General features: G+C 39.6%; 16 protein-coding genes. 14 read left to right on the top strand and 2 right to left on the bottom strand.

Going from position 1 to position 21,181, the window contains the following annotated elements; genetic code table 11:
* Positions 1-37: 37 nt before the first annotated feature.
* Positions 38-2,215, bottom strand: coding sequence for a primosomal protein N' (priA, locus tag ABJD71_RS17110; RefSeq protein ID WP_348172294.1), 2,178 nt, complete (start codon positions 2,213-2,215; stop codon positions 38-40).
* 208 nt (positions 2,216-2,423) lie between these two features.
* Between priA and ABJD71_RS17105 the strand changes: the two genes are divergently transcribed.
* The 10 genes from ABJD71_RS17105 (at position 2,424) to ABJD71_RS17060 (ending at position 12,921) form a co-directional block, all read left to right on the top strand.
* Positions 2,424-4,490, top strand: coding sequence for an EAL domain-containing protein (locus ABJD71_RS17105; protein WP_348172291.1), 2,067 nt, complete (start codon positions 2,424-2,426; stop codon positions 4,488-4,490).
* A gap of 288 nt (positions 4,491-4,778) precedes the next feature.
* Complete coding sequence (gene rpmE, locus ABJD71_RS17100) at positions 4,779-4,991, top strand: 50S ribosomal protein L31 (protein ID WP_348172288.1); 213 nt, start codon at positions 4,779-4,781, stop codon at positions 4,989-4,991.
* 289 nt (positions 4,992-5,280) lie between these two features.
* Positions 5,281-5,664 carry a hypothetical protein gene (locus tag ABJD71_RS17095; protein ID WP_348113496.1) on the top strand — a complete coding sequence of 128 codons (384 nt, stop codon included), beginning with the start codon at positions 5,281-5,283 and terminating at the stop codon, positions 5,662-5,664.
* A gap of 42 nt (positions 5,665-5,706) precedes the next feature.
* Positions 5,707-6,297, top strand: a complete 591-nt coding sequence (locus ABJD71_RS17090) for a hypothetical protein (protein WP_348172285.1) — start codon at positions 5,707-5,709, stop codon at positions 6,295-6,297.
* A gap of 15 nt (positions 6,298-6,312) precedes the next feature.
* The gene (locus ABJD71_RS17085) at positions 6,313-6,990 is read left to right on the top strand and encodes an RDD family protein (protein WP_348172282.1); all 678 of its coding nucleotides are present in this window, start codon (positions 6,313-6,315) and stop codon (positions 6,988-6,990) included.
* Positions 6,987-7,937, top strand: a complete 951-nt coding sequence (locus ABJD71_RS17080; RefSeq protein WP_348172279.1) for a stage II sporulation protein M — start codon at positions 6,987-6,989, stop codon at positions 7,935-7,937. Before ABJD71_RS17085 ends, ABJD71_RS17080 begins: the two co-directional genes overlap by 4 nt.
* On the top strand, positions 7,927-9,468 hold the full coding sequence (locus ABJD71_RS17075; RefSeq protein WP_348172276.1) for a hypothetical protein: 1,542 nt from the start codon (positions 7,927-7,929) through the stop codon (positions 9,466-9,468). Before ABJD71_RS17080 ends, ABJD71_RS17075 begins: the two co-directional genes overlap by 11 nt.
* Positions 9,465-10,622 (top strand): DUF4350 domain-containing protein, encoded by a 1,158-nt coding sequence (locus tag ABJD71_RS17070; protein ID WP_348172273.1) that lies wholly within the window; start codon positions 9,465-9,467, stop codon positions 10,620-10,622. Before ABJD71_RS17075 ends, ABJD71_RS17070 begins: the two co-directional genes overlap by 4 nt.
* The gene (locus ABJD71_RS17065) at positions 10,619-11,587 is read left to right on the top strand and encodes a MoxR family ATPase (protein ID WP_348172270.1); all 969 of its coding nucleotides are present in this window, start codon (positions 10,619-10,621) and stop codon (positions 11,585-11,587) included. The genes ABJD71_RS17070 and ABJD71_RS17065 overlap by 4 nt, the downstream gene beginning before the upstream one ends.
* A 59-nt stretch (positions 11,588-11,646) precedes the next feature.
* Entirely contained in the window at positions 11,647-12,921 is a 1,275-nt protein-coding gene (locus ABJD71_RS17060) for a DUF58 domain-containing protein (RefSeq protein ID WP_348172267.1), read from the top strand.
* 119 nt (positions 12,922-13,040) lie between these two features.
* Here the strand turns inward: ABJD71_RS17060 and ABJD71_RS17055 are convergent, their stop codons facing one another.
* The gene (locus tag ABJD71_RS17055; protein ID WP_348172264.1) at positions 13,041-14,396 is read right to left on the bottom strand and encodes a cytochrome c peroxidase; all 1,356 of its coding nucleotides are present in this window, start codon (positions 14,394-14,396) and stop codon (positions 13,041-13,043) included.
* A gap of 425 nt (positions 14,397-14,821) precedes the next feature.
* Here ABJD71_RS17055 and ABJD71_RS17050 point away from each other — a divergent pair, with 425 nt between their 5' ends.
* The 4 genes from ABJD71_RS17050 to cydB all read left to right on the top strand — a co-directional run bounded on the left by ABJD71_RS17050 (position 14,822) and on the right by cydB (position 21,171).
* The gene (locus ABJD71_RS17050) at positions 14,822-16,765 is read left to right on the top strand and encodes an EAL domain-containing protein (RefSeq protein WP_348172261.1); all 1,944 of its coding nucleotides are present in this window, start codon (positions 14,822-14,824) and stop codon (positions 16,763-16,765) included.
* A 203-nt stretch (positions 16,766-16,968) separates the two neighbouring features.
* Positions 16,969-18,207: a malic enzyme-like NAD(P)-binding protein gene (locus tag ABJD71_RS17045; RefSeq protein ID WP_348172258.1), complete on the top strand. Its 1,239-nt coding sequence runs from the start codon at positions 16,969-16,971 to the stop codon at positions 18,205-18,207.
* A gap of 244 nt (positions 18,208-18,451) precedes the next feature.
* Positions 18,452-20,038, top strand: coding sequence for a cytochrome ubiquinol oxidase subunit I (locus ABJD71_RS17040; RefSeq protein ID WP_348172255.1), 1,587 nt, complete (start codon positions 18,452-18,454; stop codon positions 20,036-20,038).
* A complete protein-coding gene (cydB, locus tag ABJD71_RS17035) occupies positions 20,035-21,171 on the top strand; it encodes a cytochrome d ubiquinol oxidase subunit II (RefSeq protein WP_348172252.1) in 1,137 nt (378 codons plus the stop codon). The genes ABJD71_RS17040 and cydB overlap by 4 nt, the downstream gene beginning before the upstream one ends.
* Positions 21,172-21,181: the final 10 nt, after the last annotated feature.

The following is a 21,181-nucleotide window of genomic DNA, read 5'->3' as shown; positions in this document are numbered from 1 at the left end:
CATTTTCCTCAATCAGTATCTTTATTATTTTTAAGGATTAACTAAAGTCTTGAGGGTCGATATCAAGCGACCAACGTACTTTACTGGCAAGTGGTAGTTCTTCGATTTGATGTATAAACTGTCCTAATGCTTGTTGTAATGAGCTACGCTGTGGGCTTTGCAATACTAGTTGCATGCGATATTGACCTTGTCTTTTTTCCATTAAAGATGGAATAGGACCAATGCACAATACATCAAGCGCATGGTCAAAAAAGCTTCTTACATTTGCTAAAAATTCGTGAGCGAGTTGAGCGCTCATTGCCTGAGCTTTGAAAAGAGCTTGAAAGGTGAAAGGAGGCAATGCTGCATGTTGCCTTTCTAACAAGGCATAGCGAGCAAAATGCCCATAGCCATTATTAATTAAATCTTGCAATAAAGGATGTGCTGGATCATGTGTCTGCAACCACATTTCACCGGGTTTTTCCGCTCGGCCTGCACGGCCCGCTACTTGGGTAATTAACTGCGCTAAATGCTCTGCAGCTCTGTAATCTGCGCTAAAAAGTGCACCATCTATATCTAAAATTAATACAAGGGTAACATTCGGAAAATGATGCCCTTTCGATAAAATTTGGGTGCCTATTAAGATTTGATGCTCGTTGTTGTTGATGCTGTCTAGCATCTTGTCGAGTTTGTTTTTCCCTCTTGCGCTATCACTATCGATTCGGATACTACTGTATTCGGGGAAATACTCAGCAAGACCGAGTTCTAATTGCTCAGTGCCTACGCCTATAGCGGTTAAATCTTCAGAGTGACAATTTTGGCAATGTCTAGGAATAGGTTTAGCGTGACCACAATGATGACATTGCAACTTATTAAGTTGCTTATGAAGAGTATAAGGTTTGTCACAGCGTTTGCATTGCTCAATATGGCCACACTGATGACAAGTTAATGCAGGGGCATAACCTCGGCGATTAATAAACAGCATCACTTGAGTACCTTGCTGTAAATGCTGCTTGATTCTATCTAGCATGCCTTGAGCTAGGCCAAATTGAATGGGTTGTTGGCGAATATCAAATACATGTTGACTAGCCACTGAGGCATTACCGGCCCGTTGTTGAAGTGTTAAATGCTGGTATTTTCCTGTTAAGGCATTGTTTAGGGTTTCTAATGCTGGAGTTGCTGTACCTAACACTAATGGGATGTTTTCTGCATGGGCACGAACAACGGCTAAATCTCTAGCATGGTAACGCAGGCCATCTTGTTGTTTGTAGGATGCATCATGCTCTTCATCAACAATTAGCAAACCAGGGTTGAGCATAGGAGTAAAAATTGCTGATCGAGTGCCAATAACAATACCAAGTTGTCCTTTGCTACTTTGTTGCCACACTTGTAAACGTTCAAGGTTAGTTAAGCCAGAATGTAAAACCCCTACCTCTATTCCAAATCGATACTTAAAACGGTGCACGGTTTGCGGTGTTAAACCTATTTCTGGTACTAGGATCAGTACTTGCTTGCCTTGTTTCAATACAGGTTCGATGGCTTGTAAATACACCTCTGTTTTACCGCTTCCTGTTATACCTTCTAATAAAAAACTGCTGTATTGTCCAAGTGCTCCCTCAATGCAGCTAATGGCCACAGCTTGTTCAACATTAGGAACAGGTTTGTCTACTACAGTAAGTTGTTTTTGCCACGGTTCGAAGGTTGGTGCCTTATCTACCTGTGTTATAAATTTTTTTTCTAGCAGAGCTTTGATAGCGGCTGCCCCAAAATTTGTATTGGCAGTCTTTTTTGTTAATTCTGTAGTTTGTAGTTTTCTTAATAATTTTTGTTGTTTGGGAGCTCGTGATAATTCAGCTAATTTTAATGTTGCACCTGACTCACTGGGTGTTAAAAAAGTGATAGGTTTGGGTAAGCTAGATTCTCCTTTTCGAAGGGCTACGGGTAACGCCGTTTGTACTACATCGCCTATTGGGTGTTTATAATAATGAGTTAGCCAGTTGCATAATTTTAGCAACGTTTTGTCTAAGACAGGTCTCTCGTCAATGACCTGTTCAATTGGTTTTAACTTAGCAATATCCCAATCTGACTCAGATGTTACCTCCCAAATTACTCCAATTAGCTTGCGGGAACCAAAGGAAACACACACTCTTACGCCTAGTTCTGGCTTTACACCTTCGTAAATGTAATCAAATAGTCTACGCTTTGGGATGGGTAGGGCGACACGAAGTATTGCCATAGATATTATAAGACCTGTTTTAGCTATAAAATGTATATGTGACACAAGATTTTTAGAGGGTTACTTAGTCTACAACTTTAGTCTAGCCAGCATTGTGTTGTTAATAACCTAACGATAATATCTTACTCGAAAAATATGATGACATTCAGATAATGCATTAAATTATCGATGTTCGAAACAACTGTATTGAATTTTGCAAGGGAATCTGATGTTATTTAATACCATTAAAAATACCACTTCGTCTATTTCCGTTATTGCAATTTGTTTTGTCAGTTTAGCTATTTTATATTTTTCAATTCAGGAACATGAAAAACTATATTTTGAGTCAGTAAAGGGGGATCTTGATGCCTTGTCTGAAAATATGTCAAGTGACCTAGTTCCTTTATTAGCAGAACAACCTGATGAATTTGAACTCGCGACCATGTTATTACGTTTAGACCGCTATGATAATGTAAAATATGCGTTTATTTATGATAACAGTTGGCTTCCTTTGCAGAGTTATCAAGGGAAAGCATTTCCACACCTGCACACTAAATCGTTGGAACAATATGGAGGGATTAAAACTAAGCTGCCAGATGTTCATGTTGATAAAGACGAATTGGTGGCTTTAAAATTAATAGGGGATGAACTCTTTCCTTTAGGGTATTTGCGTATTGTCCTCGACTCTAGCGGTCCATTAAATAAGAGTAAACAGAGTCTTCTTAAGCAGGTTCTCCCGATTACACTGCTGCTGTTAATTGTTGTATTTTCCTTTCTCCTTTGGGTTCAAGAAAGGTTGTTTTTTCCTCTTAGCCGTTTGTCTCGTATCGCACAAAAAATTCAAAAAACTCATGATTATTCTCTAAAAATTAATATCAAGGGAAAACATGAGGTTACGTCTCTGAGCTCTGATCTTAATCTAATGATGGAAACCATCAATCAAGAAACGCAAAAAAACAAACAATACACAGACAGGTTGATGGAACAACAAGAAGTAATGGAACAGTTAGCTAGTTTTGATACTTTGACCGGTTTACCCAACCGTCAGTTTTTTATGGATACTTTGAAGAAAGAACTAACGGAAGCGCAAGATGAAGTGCGGGATCTTACTTTAATGTATTTCGATCTTGATGGTTTTAAAGGAGTAAATGATTCATTTGGTCACGAAATTGGTGATTTAGTGTTAATAGAAGTCTGCCGCCGAACGAAATTGAGCCTGCGAGAAGGTGATTTAATATCCCGTATAGGGGGGGACGAGTTTTTAGTTTTATTGCACAATGAACCAAGTGAGATTGAGTTATTACAAATCTCTGAGAGGTTGGTAAATAATTTGAATGTTCCCTTCAAAGTTAGAACCTGGGAAATTCATATTGGTGTGAGTATTGGTATTGCAAAAGCCAGCGATTCTAATTTTAACGTTAGCGAATTTATTAGTAACGCTGATACGGCCATGTATAGATCGAAACTAACTGGCCGAAGTCGACACACTTTATTTATCCCGGAGATGATGGAAGAACATAAAAGACGCTTACTTATTGCTAACTCAATTGCTAATGCAATTAAGTACGATGAGTTCTGCCTTCACTATCAAGGTAAGGTGAATTTCAGTAGAGATATAGTCGGATATGAAGCATTAATTAGATGGAATAGTGATGCTTTGGGAGGAATTTCTCCAGCTGAATTTATCCCCATTGCGGAACAAAGCGGTAAGGTTTTATCCATAACAAAATGGGTTATTAAGAGAGTATGCATAGAAATTGAACACCTCATAGCTCTGCATGGTAACCAATTGGTTATATCTTTAAATTTATCAGCTTTTGACATTAAAAATATTGCCTTGGTTGATTATATTAAAGAGATGTTTGCTCAATATGGAGTAAGCGCTTCAAATATTGAGTTTGAAGTCACTGAATCTGCTTATTTAGATAATTTTGAATTAGCCAATGAATTTATTTCCCAATTGAGAGGAATGGGGTGCTCGATTGCATTAGACGATTTTGGTGCGGGGTATTCATCATTGGGTTATTTAACTAAAATTGACCTTAATACCTTGAAAATAGATAAGCAGTTTGTGGATCATTTATGTATTTCCAAGAAGAATACTTTAATTACTAAGTCTATTATTCAAATGGCTAAACAGTTAGATTTAAAAGTATGTGCAGAGGGAGTAGAGACCAATCTACAGGCAGACTATTTAATTGCTCATGGTTGCAACCAATTGCAAGGTTATCTATTTTCTAAACCCACTAATTTAGCGGATATTAAAAAATTATTTCTTGATAAAAAATTGCAATAATTGTTAATCAACGTACCTCTTACATATGGGGAATATAACAAAGAGGGCTAATGACAACTTCTAAGCTGTTTCCTTTTTTATATCGTAATCTTAGCTGAGAGTGACTGGTCCATATTTACAGAGAGTAACCTATCAATTGTTGATAAAAACAACAAATATCTTGATCCCTTAGGTTCCTTACATTAATATGCGCGCCACTTTGCGGTATGTGCAAAGTGTTTAATTTAATTTTCGTATGGTGTTCAACTTCGGGTTGGATAGCGATGCGGCCTGACGAAGAGGTAACCCATGAAAGAAGGTATCCATCCTGATTACCAGGAAATGACAGCAACGTGTTCTTGCGGAAACGTAATTAAAGTACGTTCTACTTTGAAAAAAGAACTTAACTTAGACGTATGTTCGTCTTGCCACCCATTTTACACTGGTAAGCAACGTAACGTAGACACGGGCGGCCGTGTAGATAAGTTCAACAAACGTTTTGCTGGTCTTAAAAAGAAGTAAGCTGTTTGTTGTCTTAAAAGACAAAAATTAAAGGCGCTTAAATAGCGCCTTTTTTATGCCTGTAATTTGTTGCCCCTGGTGTTTTCAATATCACTCTACCCCTAACTCTCACTCTTTATTGGATTTGCTAATTGCGCTTTCATAAACAGTAATAAGGTTTCGTATCAATCTTCATTTATAAAAAAGTTAATTGCCTAAGGTGGAGTAAGCTCATGTTTACAATAGAGCAAAAATAATGTCATAGTCACTATACGGACGCAGTTAAATATAAAATTATAAGGAATCTATTTTGTCTGAATCAAACGTCTATACCGCCCCGGATGCGAATTTACATACCGAAATTGAAAATAACTCTGGAATGGGGAAAGGCCACCCATTACCTGATGGGGTAAAAGGTTGGAGTTGGGGCGCATTTTTACTTAACTGGATTTGGTCCATCGGGAACTCTACCTGGATTGGTTTGATAGCATTGATTCCATATATAGGCTTTGTTATGGCTATAGTCTTGGGTATTAAAGGTCGAGAGTGGGCTTGGCAAAACAAAAAGTGGGAGAGTGTCGAAGAATTTCAAAGGGTACAAAAAAAATGGTCTTTTTGGGGTGTTTTGATAATGGTTGGGTTTTTCTTGATAGGTATTTTAGCTGCCATTTTGATACCTATGCTTGCCGCTTAATTAAACTTTAATCTCTACAGTACCCAATAAAAGGACTCTATTTTGCCGACTGATGATATGTATAAAGCTCCCGAAGCTGAACTCATAACTGACTCCAATGACAGTGAAGAAGCCAAGCCAGAGTTTTTCACTACAGCGATTAGTAAAATGATTATTTTGTCTGTAAGTACGCTAAACCTTTATAGTTTTTATTGGTTTTACAAACATTGGACGGCGCAAAAGTTACATGCTGGGCGAGATTGTCTTCCGGTGTTGCGGGCTATATTTCAAGTGTTTTTTGTTTACTCATTATTCGCTACTATTAAAAATGAAGCTAACGTTAAATCCATTAAAGCATCATGGATGGCTGGCCCATTAGCCGTGTACTATATTGTGCTGCAAATTTTACAAAATGTTAGCGATAAACTCCCTGCAATATCTGAAAATATATTATTTGATAGCCTTTTTTGGATACTGTTTGGATTGACCTCTATTGTGCCTATGGTTGTTGTTCAAAAAACTGTCAATGTCTTAAATGATGATCCAGAAGGTGTGGAAAATAAACATTTTGGTTGGGCCAACTGGGTTTTTACTCTTATTGGTGTCTGTTTTTGGGGGTTAATGGTTGTTGGTTTGATATTACCAGCCGTATAAATATTTAATTTTACAATGATAGATAATCGTTACGCCCTAGAAACACCTGAAGGTATCGACATTATGTTGACACCTGCAGGTATAGGTGTGCGCACCATGGCCTTTGTGATTGACTTAATTATTCGCGGCGCTATTTTGTTTGCAGCATCAATGGCTCTGCAATTTACTGGAAATATGGGTGATGGCCTTTTTCTGATATTACTATTTTGTATAGAGTGGTTTTACCCTGTGTTATTTGAGATATACAGAGGGGCTACCCCAGGCAAAAAGCATTATGGCTTAGTTGTGGTTTACGATAATGGTTTGCCGATTACCTTACCGGGCTCAATGCTGAGAAATTTGTTTAGAAGCATAGATATTCTTCCTTTTGCTTACCTAAGTGGCTTTATTGCCATTTTATGCTCTAAACAGTTTAAGCGTATTGGCGACCATGTGGCTGCTACTATGGTGGTGTATCAAGAAACACCGAGTAAAGTCGAGCACTTTACAGTTGATGAGCTTCCTCAAACGACATTGTCACTCACCTTAGAAGAACAACAAATCATAGTCGCTTATGCAGAGCGTAGTCATAGCTTTAGTCAAGAGCGTTTACAAGAGCTAGCTAACCAACTTGAGCCTATGTTGGAGTGCCGTGGTAAAGAAGCGGTCATTAAATTAAAAGCCATGGCAGCAGGTTTAGTAGGTAAAGCATGAGACAGAATGACTTTATTCAACTCAAGCAACAAGAATGGCAGCGATTTAGAGAGACGGTTGAATCTTCTGAAGCATCTGATGAGGATGATTTACCTAAGATGTTTAGGCAGCTAACCCATGATCTTGCCATAGCAAAAAGTCGTCATTACAGCCCTGCTTTGGTTAGCCATTTAAATCAGTTATTACTGCTAGGGCAACAAAAGCTATATAAGCCTCATAATCATATATTGATGCCCTTAATGGCTTTTGTTACACAGACTTTCCCTGCGCAACTCACAGAGTTTAGATGGTATGTCATGTGGGCCCATATTTTGTTTTATGGGGTAGCCTTAGTGTTTTTTGGGATAACGTTTTTTGACCCAGAGTTTGTTCGTAATGTTTTACCTAATGCTCAAGTGGTGCAGTTAGAAGAAATGTATGATGTGACTGCACCAAGATTTGAGGAAGAAAGAGCGTCTGATAATGACTTTGTGATGTTTGGTTATTATATATTCAACAACATATCCATCGCTTTTCAATCCTTTGTAGGGGGATTATTGCTGGGTTTTGGTGCCTTATATATTTTACTCTTCAATGCCTTGTACTTTGGTGTAGTCAGCGCTCATATTGTGAATATTGGTTATCAGACTACGTTTTTTTCTTTTGTTATCACCCATGGTGCATTTGAATTAACAGCCATTGTTATCTCAGCTGCAGCGGGAAGTGTAATTGGTTTCAGCCTTCTTTCACCCAAAAAACTGAGCCGAATAAATGCGATGAAAGCCTCCGCCAGAAAGGTATTCCCTTTAATTTTTGGCTCATTTTTAATGTTAGTTATTGCTGCATTTATTGAAGCCTTTTGGTCTTCAAGTGCTTCGATCCCAAATGGTGTGAAGTATCTAGTAGGCGGTTTTTGCTGGATATGGGTTTTACTATATGTATTTAAGCGAAGCTCCAATGAAAATTGAAGCGCTCGCCATAGCAACCCAACCCCGTAACAGTTGGAAATCCTTTGATTTAGGTTGCCGAATGGCCATGCAATGGTGGGTACCTTTGTACGGGTTTATGCTGTGCAGCACGCTGCCTATTTTTATTGTTTGTACCTTGCTAAGCCCCGAATATGGCGTGTATCTTTTGTGGTTATTAAAGCCGTGGTTTGAAAGAGGTTTGTTGTACATCCATAGCCGCCAAGTTTTTGGTCAGCACGTTTCCGTCTTTGAAGCCTTAAAAGCGTGGCCGTCACAAATGAAAATCTATTGGTTGGCAAGTATAACGTGGCAGCGTTTTTCACCTAGTCGCGGTTTTGATTTACCAGTCGCGCAACTTGAGGGTTTAAAAGCTGAAAAACGCAAGGCGCGGCTGAGGTTATTGCATCAAACCACAGATGATAATAGTTATTGGTGGTTACTCATTTGTTTACACTGGGAGCTGTTCATTACCTTTGGCTTGCTTGTGTTAGTGAATATGTTGATGCCGCTAGGGTTTGAATGGAACATTGCAGATGCTTTTTATGCTGAATCAAACTTCATGCTTATTGCCTATAATGTTTGTTGGTATTTTGGTTTAGTGATGGTTGCTCCCTTGTTTGTAGGAGGAAGTTTTGCTGCCTATTTGAATAGAAGGATCCTTTTAGAAGGTTGGGATATTGAACTAGGGCTAAAGAAGATACGCAATAGATGGTCAACCAAACAAACCAGTCTACTTATTATATTAGTCGTTGGAATAATGGGGTATACCGCAGATGCTCCGGTTGCTTACGCTCAAACCACTGAGGCTAAACAAGCAACAGAGAAGTTAGAAACGGACTCAGAAGAACCGCAGCTGTCAGAAGACGCCCTTTTAAAACACACCGCAATTAAAGAACACCTGCAAGATATACTGGCAGCCCCTCCTTTTCATAATAAAGAGATGGTCCGTGACTGGCGCTGGACGGGATGGAAATGGGAGTCATCGGAATCTGAAGAGCCTCCCGATCTAAGTAATTGGATGGGAGTTTTGGCTGTTATAGCTAAGTTTGCTGAGGTTATTTTGTGGGTATTGTTTATCTCTATACTTGCTTGGTTGTTATGGTTAAGTAGGCACCACTTAGCTAAACTTTTAAATATTAAGGTGAGCCGTAAAAAAGAAGCAGTAGACTTGCCTGCTTTTAGTCGCCATGAAAAGCAACAAGGTTTACCAAGTGATATTCCTGGCGAATTGAATGTTTTATTAGAACAAAAAGCTTATCGCCAAGCTTTGTCATTGTTATTGGTCAGCAGCTTAACTTACCTATATGAAAAACATGATTTGGCCCTTACTAAGTCTATGACAGAATTAGAATGTTTAGCCGAGATAAAATCTAAAGTTAAGGGTGAAAATCTAAATTTTATGACAGAGCTAATTCAATTGTGGATTGATTTAGCCTGGGCTCATGTTTGGCCGTCTGCAGAAAACATGCATACACTATGTATCCATTGGCAGCAGCTATTTTTAACCACAGGGTCTGACAAAACATCATGATCCAACGTCACCTGCGCACTATTTTATTGCTATCGCTGACATTAATTGTGGCTGTGTATCTCATTAAAAGCATAGAGTTTTATGATAAAGAGCGAGATATAGCAGTATCTAAAGAAGTAAGAGAGCAGCCTTTTCTAGCGACTCAAACGCTCTTAAAAAATCATGGTGTAACTATGGTTTTTGAAAAAGACTACCGTCGTTTATATGCCAACGAAGATCAGGGCATTACACCAAAAGTAGATGATACCGTTATCTTAGCGGATGCAGAGGCGGCTATTTCTTCTTCCTTAGCATCAAACTTACTCGATTGGGTAGAGCAGGGGGGCTTTTTGATTGTTGCTGTAAACGCAAGTGACCAATCTGATAGCCACAGAGCCAATGCCTTGATTCGACAGCTTGGTATAGGTGTTGAGTGGCTAGCTGATGATTCGGTTCTTTATTCTGAGTACGAACAGCAAGCGAGCGATATGACTGACCCTCATGGAGACCCTATTCAAGTAGGGCTAGAGAGTATTTATCGCATCACCTTTCCTGAAGAACTAGAGCCTTTTTATTCCGTCAGTAATGAAGAGGGTTACACCTTTGTGCAATTTGATAAAGGTGAAGGTTTAATTACGTTAATGACCGAAGTGGAAATTTGGAATAATTGGCAAATAGACGAATACGACAACGTCATATTGATGTTAGGGCTGTTAGAAGAATCCGATACCGTTTACTTATTTCAACCAGTTGAGCGTCCCCATTGGTTTACCTTACTCTATGACCATGCCCCGCTATTTATTTGGTTAATTGGCCTGTTGATCTTTTTAGTGCTTTGGCATGTTGGAAAAAGATTTGGCAGTGTATCTGAAGTGGATCTAACCGATCACTCGCGGTTTTCTGAGCATATTCGTGTTGCCGGTAATCATTACTGGCAACAAGGTAAACAAACAACCATGTTAACTGAAGTGCGACATACTATTTTACAAAGAATTAGCCAGAAATGGCCTAACGTGAGTGGCGCAGACCAACAAAAAGTCACGCTCTTGTTAGAAGAGTTATCGGGTTGGCCTACAGATACCATTTATCAGCTTATGTTTGACCAAAAAGAATTAAATCAAAATCAATACAGCCACTGTATCAAGGGGCTACAACAACTCAGGAAGATGTTATGAGTGACACGTTAGATAACGATATTTTGCAGCAATCAAAGGAAAAAATTGCACTGTTGAAACAAAATGTAAGTCAGGTGCTTATTGGTCAAGGTGCGGTGTTAGAGCAGGTTATTATTGCTTTTTTAGCGGGTGGACATGTATTGATTGAAGGGGTCCCAGGGCTAGGCAAAACCTTGTTAATTAGGGCGCTAGCACAAAGTATTAGTCTTAATTATAAGCGCGTGCAGTTTACACCAGACCTTATGCCTGCCGATGTCACAGGGCATTCAATGTTAGATGTCTCCAGCGGTAAGTTTGTACTGCGCAAAGGTCCTGCTTTTACTAATTTGTTGTTAGCAGATGAAATCAACCGTGCTCCTGCTAAAACTCAAGCAGCGTTATTAGAGGTGATGCAAGAACATCAAATTACTATTGATGGCGAAAGTCATAGTCTAGACGCGCCATTTATGGTTTTAGCGACCCAAAACCCTATTGATAACGAAGGTACCTACCCGCTACCAGAAGCAGAGTTAGACAGGTTCATGATGAAAGTGCAGGTAGAGTACCCTGAGCTTTCTGCTGAGATAGCCTTAACTCAAGGGATTACGGCAAATAGTCACAGCGTTGAAGCTATTAATAGTGTCATCAGCGCAGAAGATGTGTTGTCGTTACAAGATATGGCCTCTAAAGTGCTGGTGGATGAAAAAATTGTTGAATATGCCGTTTCTTTAGTTCGAGCTTCAAGGGAGTGGCAAGGGGTGGCACATGGTGCTGGTGTTAGGGCGAGTATTGCACTAGTTCAAACTGCTAAGGTACATGCCTTGATGCAAGGCAGTGGTTTTGTATTGCCTGACCATATTAAGGCGATGGTGTTTCCTGTTCTTAGGCACAGAATTATTTTATCGGCTGAATTAGAAATATCGGGCGTCAACACCGAGCAAGTTTTAAATGACATAATCGCTAAAGTACCAGCCCCAAGACAATGATTCGAAAGGGAGGGAAACCAAGTAAAAAGCTATTGCGACAGCTATTTTTTGTATGCTGTTTGAGTATATTACTGCCTACGTTAGGGTATTTGGGGGATATCCCCCAGTTGTCTATTTTACCTTATGTGCTTGCGGTTTTTATGGCAGTGGTTATTACCGTTGATTGGGCTTTTAGTCGCAGGCGACCCTTGCTATCAAGTAGACGTAACATCCCCCAAAGTTTATCTGTGAACTGTGAGCATACAGTTAAAATTGAAATAACCAATAACGATAGGCTAGCATTTCATTTTGATGTAGAAGAACATTTTCCCGAAGACTGGAGTTTACTGACCGATCTTCATGAATTAGAGATTGAACCTGGTGAGTCGCTGCAACTTGAATACAAAATTATCCCCCATCAAAGAGGGCTAGCGCGCTTATCTTTTACAGAGTTCTGTACGGCGTCTATTTTAGGGTATTGGCAGTTCTCGTGGCTTTTTGAGAATGACTCTGACGTTAAGGTATACCCTAATTTTTTAGCCATTCAGAATATGGCCGGCCTTAATGGCAACATCAATCTCACCCAAGCTGGGCTGAAAAAGTTTAACCTGCGGGGCTCAGGTATGGATTTTAGGCAGCTAAGGGAATATCGCGAGGGTGAAAGCTTGAAGCAAATTGATTGGCGAGCCACCAGTCGCTTCAATAAGCTCATTTCTAAAGAGTTTCAAGAAGAAAAAAATCAGCACGTCATGATCATGCTTGATGCAGGCCAGAGAATGCGAGTGCATGATGACGATATGACTTACTTTGACCATGCCTTAAATTCGCTTATTTTGTTATCTCATTCGGCTTTAAAAAATGGAGATAGTTTAAGCTTGCAAAGTTTTGGCAGTGAGACTCGCTGGTTGGGGCAAATGAAAGGCGTGCAAAGTGTAAGTAAAATATTGCATCACTTTTATGACTTATACCCTCAAAAAATTGCCAGTGACTATGTAAAAGCCGCCCAAGATTTATTGCTAAAGCAACCTAAAAGAGCGCTGATTTTATTAGTGAGTTGCCTAAGAGATGAAGATTTTTCTGATTTATTGGCTGCAGTAAAAATTCTTCAAAAGAAACATTTAGTTGCTGTAATAAGTATTTCTGAGCCTATATACGAAACTATCCTTAGTGAACCTGTAGACAATTTTGAGCAAGCTTTAATGTATAGCTCTGCACAGGTGTTAAATCAGTCCATAGAGCGTAATTTTAAACGCCTTAAAAAACAGGGAGTGATATGTGTACATGCTCCAGCAACACAGCTTACTTCTAATGTCATTAATACATATTTGAGTGTAAAAAAAGCTGGTCTGCTCTGAGTCATTTTGTGCTGTACAGTGCTGATGCTGAGTAAGCTAATTATTTAATAAAAAGCCATGACGATTTCAACAAATCGCCATGGCTGTTATTTTTATGTAGAAAAGAGCTAGGTTAAATACTAGTCTCTCACTGGTAAGCCACTGGGGACCGAATCAGGGATCATCCATCCTTGATTCAATACATTCCAATCTGTTAAGGCGCGAAGAAACTCTAACAAATCATTAATTTCTGCTCTAGTTAGTTCTACTGGTTCTAAATCATTGGCATCTATGATTTTTTGACGCAATGTTAGATCATTATATCCATCTAAATCGGTAGCATCTAACGCCGCATCTTGAGGCAAAATTAGTTGGCTAGCTTTGTAGTTTTCTAGAGAGGTTATTGGATCAAGGTGATGCTCAACCATTTTTCTAAGTGTGCCGTACGCACCAGAGTGGCCGTATGGAGCAGTAATCCAAACATTACGTAGTGACGGGGTACGGAATGTAGCCCAATCTTCAGCTAACCCCGTTACTTCTGCTCTTCCTCTATCTTCTAAAGGAAATGCAGCTTCTGCACCGGGGCCCACTTGTGGCATCGCTATACCATGAAATTCATGGTCGGTTTGAAATGTACCGCTATGGCAAGTGGAACACCCAGCTTCACCATAAAAAAGTTCCATGCCACTAATTTGCTTCTCAGTCATTGCTGCAGTGTTACCTCTCAAATACTGGTCAAATGCACTATTGTCACTTCTAAAAGCAAACCCTTGGAAGGCTGATACCGCATTTGCATAATGTTGAATGCCTATGTCATCTTCAGAATTTACATCATCGAATGCAGCCATAAAAAGAGAAACATATTCAGGAATAGCTTTGAGGCGGTCAACATAGGCGTTCCAAAGCACTGGGAAACGATCGTCTTCTCGAGTGACAAGAGCAATGATTTCGTTTTCGCCTCCGTCCCCTAGCATTTCGTTTAAATTAACGATTGGAAACAATGATTGCCCAGCGAGCACATCATTTAGGCCATTAGGAGTCGTTAAGCCTGATGGGAGATTAAGACCACCTGGAAAGCTTTCATCAACTTGATGAATACCATTCCAATTTAGTTTTTCAAATTCTTTAGCACCTAAATTATATAGCTGTGGAGCATGGCGACCAATTCGAGATTCAACCGCATCAGAACCTTCACCTGTTGTTCTATATCTACCAAGGCCTTCTCCACCTTCACCTACGCCTAGAGATAAGCCATCACTGCTGGCTAATAAGGGGTTATGGCACGTAGCACATGAAATGTTTTTATTACCACTCATTATTTTATCAAAAAATAGACTTTGGCCTAAATTGATGATGTTTCGAGTGGGTGCGCCGTCGTAATAATAATCTTCGTTTGTTGTTGGCTCCGGAAGGTCATCAGCATAGGTATTGGTTGCTGAAAGTACTAAGACTAATGCGGCTAAACTTGAGTGGATATTGTTATTTTTATATTTCATTTGTTCATCCTTAATAAATGTCAGTGTGACACAACGTAATTATATCAATCAATTACCATGCTAATGGTAAGGCCATAGTATAAGTGATGGCAAGGAGGGGAGCAAAACTTGACCAAGCTATATTTAGACTGTTTCGGATTGAACAATTCAAAAAATGGTGCATTTATTTATAGTTGGTAGCTACAAGCAGTTGCTTTGCAAAAAAGCCCCTGAAAATAAAGAGGTTTTAAGTTTTTTGTATTATTTGTGTTAATGTAATGTAAATTCAATCCGCTTTGTTATTTTAGTTAAATAACGCCATCTTAGGTTAGTTAATGTTTTTCAAGTCTATTAAAAGTGCAACTACTGTATATCTTACCTGTGCTCTTATATTCATTTCTTTTATTACCATTCTTATATCGGTCGAAGAAAATAGGCGGGTCTCTTTGGACTCAATATCTAATGAGCTTTACTTGGTGTCTACATATTTAGGACAAGAATTAATTCACTCACCAGAGCTATTGCAACCAAGTTTACAACAGGCCCAAGTGTTTAGTGCTCTAGATAAATTTAAAAGTATTTCCTATGCTGCCGTTTACGACTCTAATTGGTTGTTGCAGCAGTCTTATCATACAGATAATTACGATTCAAAAACTATAGTGTTTCAAGATTATGCACACATTTCTACTTTAAATCAGCAGTCAGTATCTAACCTTATTAATGATACTTTGCTCGTTATTACAGCTATTGGTGGTGAATTATCTCCTCGAAATTACCTAGTGGTAGTGAGTGACGTTTCTAACATTTTAGAGGAAAACATCTCTAGCCTTTTAAGGCAGGTCTTACCCTTATTCATAGTTTTATTAACCCTATGTGCTGCATTTGGATATGCGCTTCAAGGTAAACTATTAGACCCTCTAACATTAATTAGTAAATTTGCTAAAGAGGTTGAAGTTAGAAAGGACTATAGCATTACCATCAAAGCTCCAGATAAACGAGAGTTGGTTGAGCTGAGCGGCAGCATAAACTCAATGTTGCGTACCATTAATAGTGAATACTCTAAAAGTCGTGAGCTTTCGCAAACCTTGAAAGATCATCAAAAGAACGCTGAAAAGTGGGCTAATTTTGATCGGCTGACAGGGTTTCCAAATCGCCAATTTTTTATGCAAACGTTACGCATTGAACTTGCCAAGTCAATGCGTAATAGCCAAGATTTAGTGCTTATCTATTTTGATTTAGAAGGGGTCTCAAAGGCTTATGAGAGACTTGGAAAAGAAATAGGTGATCAACTGCTTGTAAAAGTGTGCCAACGAGCGAAAGGACTTTTACGAGGGGGAGATCTCATTGCCCGCTTGGATGATACTGAGTTTTTGATTTTGCTTCATAATCAACCTACTGACACTATGTTGGCAAACATAGTTGAGCGTTTAATAAGTGATTTTAACTCGCCCTTCTCACTAAATAAGCAAGATGTTGAGGTCAACATAAATGTGGGGATTGCAAAAGCCTCGGATTCAAATTTCAACCTCAGTGAATTTATAGAAAATGTTGATATAGCTATGTATCGATCAAAAATACTTGGGGTAAATACTTATACCATGTACCGCCCTGATATGATGAAAGATAATAAGCGTAGCATTTTGATTGCAGCTGCGATCGAAGAGGCTATTCAAAATCAAGAGTTTACTATCATTTACCAATCTAGAGTTTCTATTGACGAGTGCGTGCTGGGATATGACGTATCTGTGCAATGGAACAGTAAGACGTTAGGCTTTATACCAGAGAGTGAGTTTTCGCCTATTGCTTTACAAAGTGGAAAGTCTTTTGAGATAACTATGTGGTTAATTGAAACAGTATGTCGAGACTTAGCCACTATATCTGAGCTTAAAGATACTCAGCTTGTATTATCTGTTAACTTATCTTGCGTTAATAACAATTGCACTAAGGTACTCGATTTTATTAACGATACTTTTTCTTCTTTTAAAGTGAACCCAGCAAACATTGAGTTTACATTGTCAGAGCTGGTGTATTTAGAGAATTATGATGTAACCTCAACCTTTTTAAAGAAATTGAGAGAAATAGGGGTTGGAGTTGCTTTGTGTCACTTTGGTAGTGGGTATTCAGGCTTGGGGTATTTGCGTCAGTCGGACTTCACAACTATTAGAATTGACAAATACTTTATCGATAACTTGATGCTTTCCAAACGCTCCACTCTTGTTGTAAAAACCATTATGAAAATTGCCAATCAACTTGGATCGCAAGTGTGTGCTGATGGTGTCGAAACCCGAGAACAAGTCGACTTTTTAGCCACAGTGGGCTGCCATCAAATGGAAGGTTTTTTATTTTCTAAGCCGAGTACGTTAGCTCAACTTATACATGAAGCGAGCTAATGTACATCAGTTTCTATGTATGCTTTGGGTATTATTTAAATTGATATTAAGTATTCAAATCAATTTAGTGTGAATCTACATTAACTTGTCGCCAGCCATGTTACATTAATGTAAATGTTTGTCGAGACACCAACTGACGTGCTCTGCAGCTGAAATTGCTAACTGATGTTTTGTTTTTAACCATTATAAGGACCTATATTAATATGTCTGATTTTCGCCAGCAGGCCCTTGATTATCACGCTAAGCCCACTTCCGGTAAAATTTGTATAGAAGTGACTAAGCCCGCAGAAAGCGTGACTGATTTAGCCTTAGCTTATAGTCCGGGGGTTGCGGAGCCAGTAAGAGAAATTGCCGCTGACCCAAGTGCGGCTTTTCAATATACAGCTAAAGGAAACTTGGTAGCCGTAATATCTAATGGCACCGCAATTTTAGGTTTGGGAAATTTGGGGCCCCTTGCTTCTAAACCTGTAATGGAAGGTAAGGCATTGCTGTTTAAACGCTTTGCAAATATTGACTCAATCGATATAGAAGTGACCCATAAAACAACCGCAGAGTTTATCGATACTGTGGCTAACATTGCCGGTACCTTTGGTGGTATTAATTTAGAAGATATAAAAGCGCCGGAGTGTTTTGAGATAGAAAAAGCGTTAATAGGACGTTGTGACATCCCTGTGTTCCATGATGACCAACATGGCACGGCGATTGTTACCGCTGCAGGATTGCTCAATGCCTTAGAAGTGCAAGGCAAATGTATTGGTGACACTATTATAGTGTGTTTAGGGGCTGGAGCTGCTGCCACAGCATGCATGGAATTATTAGTAAAATGTGGTGCTAAGCGTGAACATATTTATATGTTAGACCGCCAAGGAGTGATTCATACAAGAAGAGATAATCTTACTTACCACAAAAAGCTTTTTGCAAATAATACTGACAAGCGCACCTTAGGAGAGGCGCTAGAAAATGCTGATGTGTTTGTTGGTGTGTCTGGCCCCGATTTGTTGCCAGCGTCAGCACTAAAGTTAATGGCGCCTAATCCAATTATTTTTGCATGCTCTAATCCCGACCCTGAAATAAAGCCAGAGTTAGCTCATTCAGTGAGAGATGATCTCATCATGGCTACTGGTCGTTCTGATTACCCTAACCAAGTAAACAACGTGCTTTGTTTCCCGTTTATTTTTCGTGGGGCATTAGATGTAAGAGCATCAAAAATTAATGACGAAATGAAAATAGCAGCAGTAGAGGCCATTCGCACGATTGCAAAAGAGCCTGTTCCCGCTGACGTTTTAGAGGCAAGTAATATAGATAGTCTTACCTTTGGTAAAGATTATATTATCCCTAAACCTATGGATCCTAGACTGCTGCAGCGAGTAGCCAAAGCTGTAGCTCAGGCTGCTATTGATTCTGGTGTAGCTGCTTTTGATAAGCTACCGGACAGTTATTGATATGGGCACACCATAGACATTATAAATCTTTTTGATATTCAGCTGTAACAGCCGCCTTATTAAAAACAGCTCTTGCAAGAGGTACATTGCTTGCGAATAGTTAGCATTCGCTTACCAGCTATAGCTTGTTCTTTAATAAACGTCTTCTCCTTTTTGCTCTTTGATCTAGATCAAGCTACCACTAATGAAATTCTCTTAAACTGATAGGGCTGTTTTTTAACAAGCTCATTTTAGGAGAAACCGAATGAACGAAACATTAGTCGAGCTCTCTCGATTACAATTTGCCATGACTGCAATGTTTCATTTCATATTTGTTCCACTCACGCTAGGTATGACCTTTATGCTGGCAATAATGGAATCTGTATATGTTTTGACAGGCAAAGAAATCTACAAGCAAATGACCAAATTTTGGGGCAAGCTGTTTGGAATTAATTTTGCCATAGGGGTTGCCACAGGTTTAACAATGGAATTCCAGTTTGGAATGAATTGGTCGTACTACTCCCATTATGTAGGAGACATTTTTGGTGCTCCTTTAGCCATTGAAGGTTTGATGGCTTTCTTTCTGGAATCCACATTTGTAGGTTTATTCTTTTTTGGTTGGGACAAAATGTCTAAGGTGAAACACCTTATGACAACTTGGCTAGTTGCCATAGGCTCCAACTTTTCGGCATTGTGGATTTTAATCGCCAACGGCTGGATGCAACACCCTGTAGGATCAGAGTTTAACTTTGAGTCAATGCGTATGGAGATGACTAGTTTTAGTGAGGTTGTCTTTAACCCTGTAGCACAGGTAAAATTTGTGCACACCGTATCAGCCGGCTACGTTACTGCTGCTGTGTTTGTGTTGGCCATATCTGCTTATTACTTACTTAAAGGCCGAGATGTAGCCTTTGCAAGGCGCTCTTTTGCTATCGCGGCTAGTTTTGGTTTGGCGTCAGTTATCTCTGTGATTATCTTAGGTGATGAAAGTGGTTATGAGTTGGGTGATGTTCAGAAGGTTAAGCTTGCTGCAGTTGAAGCCGAATACGAAACCCAAGAGGCTCCCGCTGACTTTACCCTCTTTGGTATTCCTAATGATGAAACAGAAGAGGTCGATTACGCCATTCAAATTCCATATGCCATGGGAATTATAGCCACTCGCTCTCTTGATGAAGAAGTCATGGGATTAGACGAGCATAAAGTGATTAATCGAGAACGTATTTTGTCGGGTATTAAAGCTTATGCATTACTAGACAGAGTGCGTGCAGGAGAAGCTTCTGCGTTAGAACGTTCTATATTCGAACAACACAAAGACGACCTTGGTTACGCCATGTTGTTACAACCTTTTACTGATGATGTTACTAACCCCAGTGAAGAAGCCTTAATTAGGGCTGTTGATTACAGTATACCGCCAGTAGCGCCGTTATTTTGGAGCTTTAGGATCATGGTGGCATCGGGTTTTATAATGTTAGTAATTTTTGCTTTGGCTTTTTACTATTCTACAAAACACCAAATTACTAAGCCTCGCTGGTTATTAAAAGCAGCACTTTGGAGCCTACCACTACCTTGGATTGCCTGTGAAGCGGGATGGTTTGTAGCTGAATATGGTCGCCAACCTTGGTCTATCGCAGAAATACTGCCGGTGCATACGTCAGTATCTAACCTAAGTGTTTCTGATGTCATATTTACTCTTGTGGCTTACACAGCCTTTTATTTCGTGATGTTTGTGATTGCGTTTTACCTGATGCAAAAGTATGCCAAAAAAGGGCCTTCACAAACCTTTGCAGAAGCTGAGCAAGCACTTGAAGAAGCTTCACTTATTGACTCTCAATCACAAGGAGCACAATCATGATTGATTACGAATTTCTTCGCGTAGTGTGGTGGGTATTGGTGGGCGTGTTACTAATTGGTTTTGCGGTAACCGATGGGTTTGATTTAGGCGTAGGGGCGTTGCTTACATTAGTAGGTAAAACCGACCAAGACCGCCGAATTATGATTAATACCATTGGGCCTCATTGGGACGGAAACCAAGTCTGGTTTATCACAGCGGGTGGCGCAATTTTTGCGGCTTGGCCCATGATATATGCCACGGCTTTCTCTGGGTTTTATGTGGCCTTAGCGTTAACGCTAATCGCGTTATGGATGCGCCCTCTAGGGTTTGAGTACCGAGCCAAGCTACCTCATAAACAATGGCGTTTAGCATGGGATTGGGCGTTATTCGCTGGTGGCTTTGTTCCTGCTCTAATCTTTGGAGTTGCGTTTGGTAACTTGTTGTTGGGTGTACCGTTTGAATACGATAACGCTTTAATGTCTACCTATAAAGGCAGCTTTTTTGGTTTACTCACACCCTTCGCTATATTGAGCGGTTTAGTGTCGGTTGCCATGTTACTCAACCATGGTGCTAGCTGGTTGCAACTTAAAACCGATGGTCCTTTGCATAAGCGTACCCAAATTGTCTCTATATATTTGTCTATTGCTACCGCAGGTTTGTTTGCCCTTGCTGGTATTTATTTAGCAATAGGCGTCGACGGATATGTGATTACCTCTGCTGTTGATAGTTATGCAACCAGTAACCCTTTGAATAAAACCGTAGAAATCGTCAGCGGTGCTTGGCTTAACAATTACACCACCTACCCTTGGATGGTAATAGCGCCGGCATTAGGGATTGGTGCTGCACTTACTTGTGCATGGGCTTCGTATGTGGGTCGCAGTGGTTGGGCGTTTGTAGCCAGTGCATTGGCCATAACTGGCGTTATTTTAACAGCTGGTTTTTCAATGTTTCCGTTTTTAATGCCTAGCAGCATTATGCCCAGTGCAAGTTTAACAATATGGGACGCTACTTCATCTCAGCTTACCTTACAAACCATGTTTATTGTTGCCTGTATCTTTGTACCTATTGTATTGAGTTATACCGCTTATGGTTTTTGGGTCATGCGTGGCCGTATTAAACAAGCAGACTTAACCAAGTCTCACGTGCTTTATTGAGGAGTTACAT

It is taken from the genome of Paraglaciecola sp., assembly GCF_039943935.1.
Lineage (GTDB): Bacteria > Pseudomonadota > Gammaproteobacteria > Enterobacterales > Alteromonadaceae > Paraglaciecola.
The sequence above is the reverse complement of the archived record's forward strand: the minus strand, read 5'-3'. Positions and strand labels throughout refer to the sequence as shown.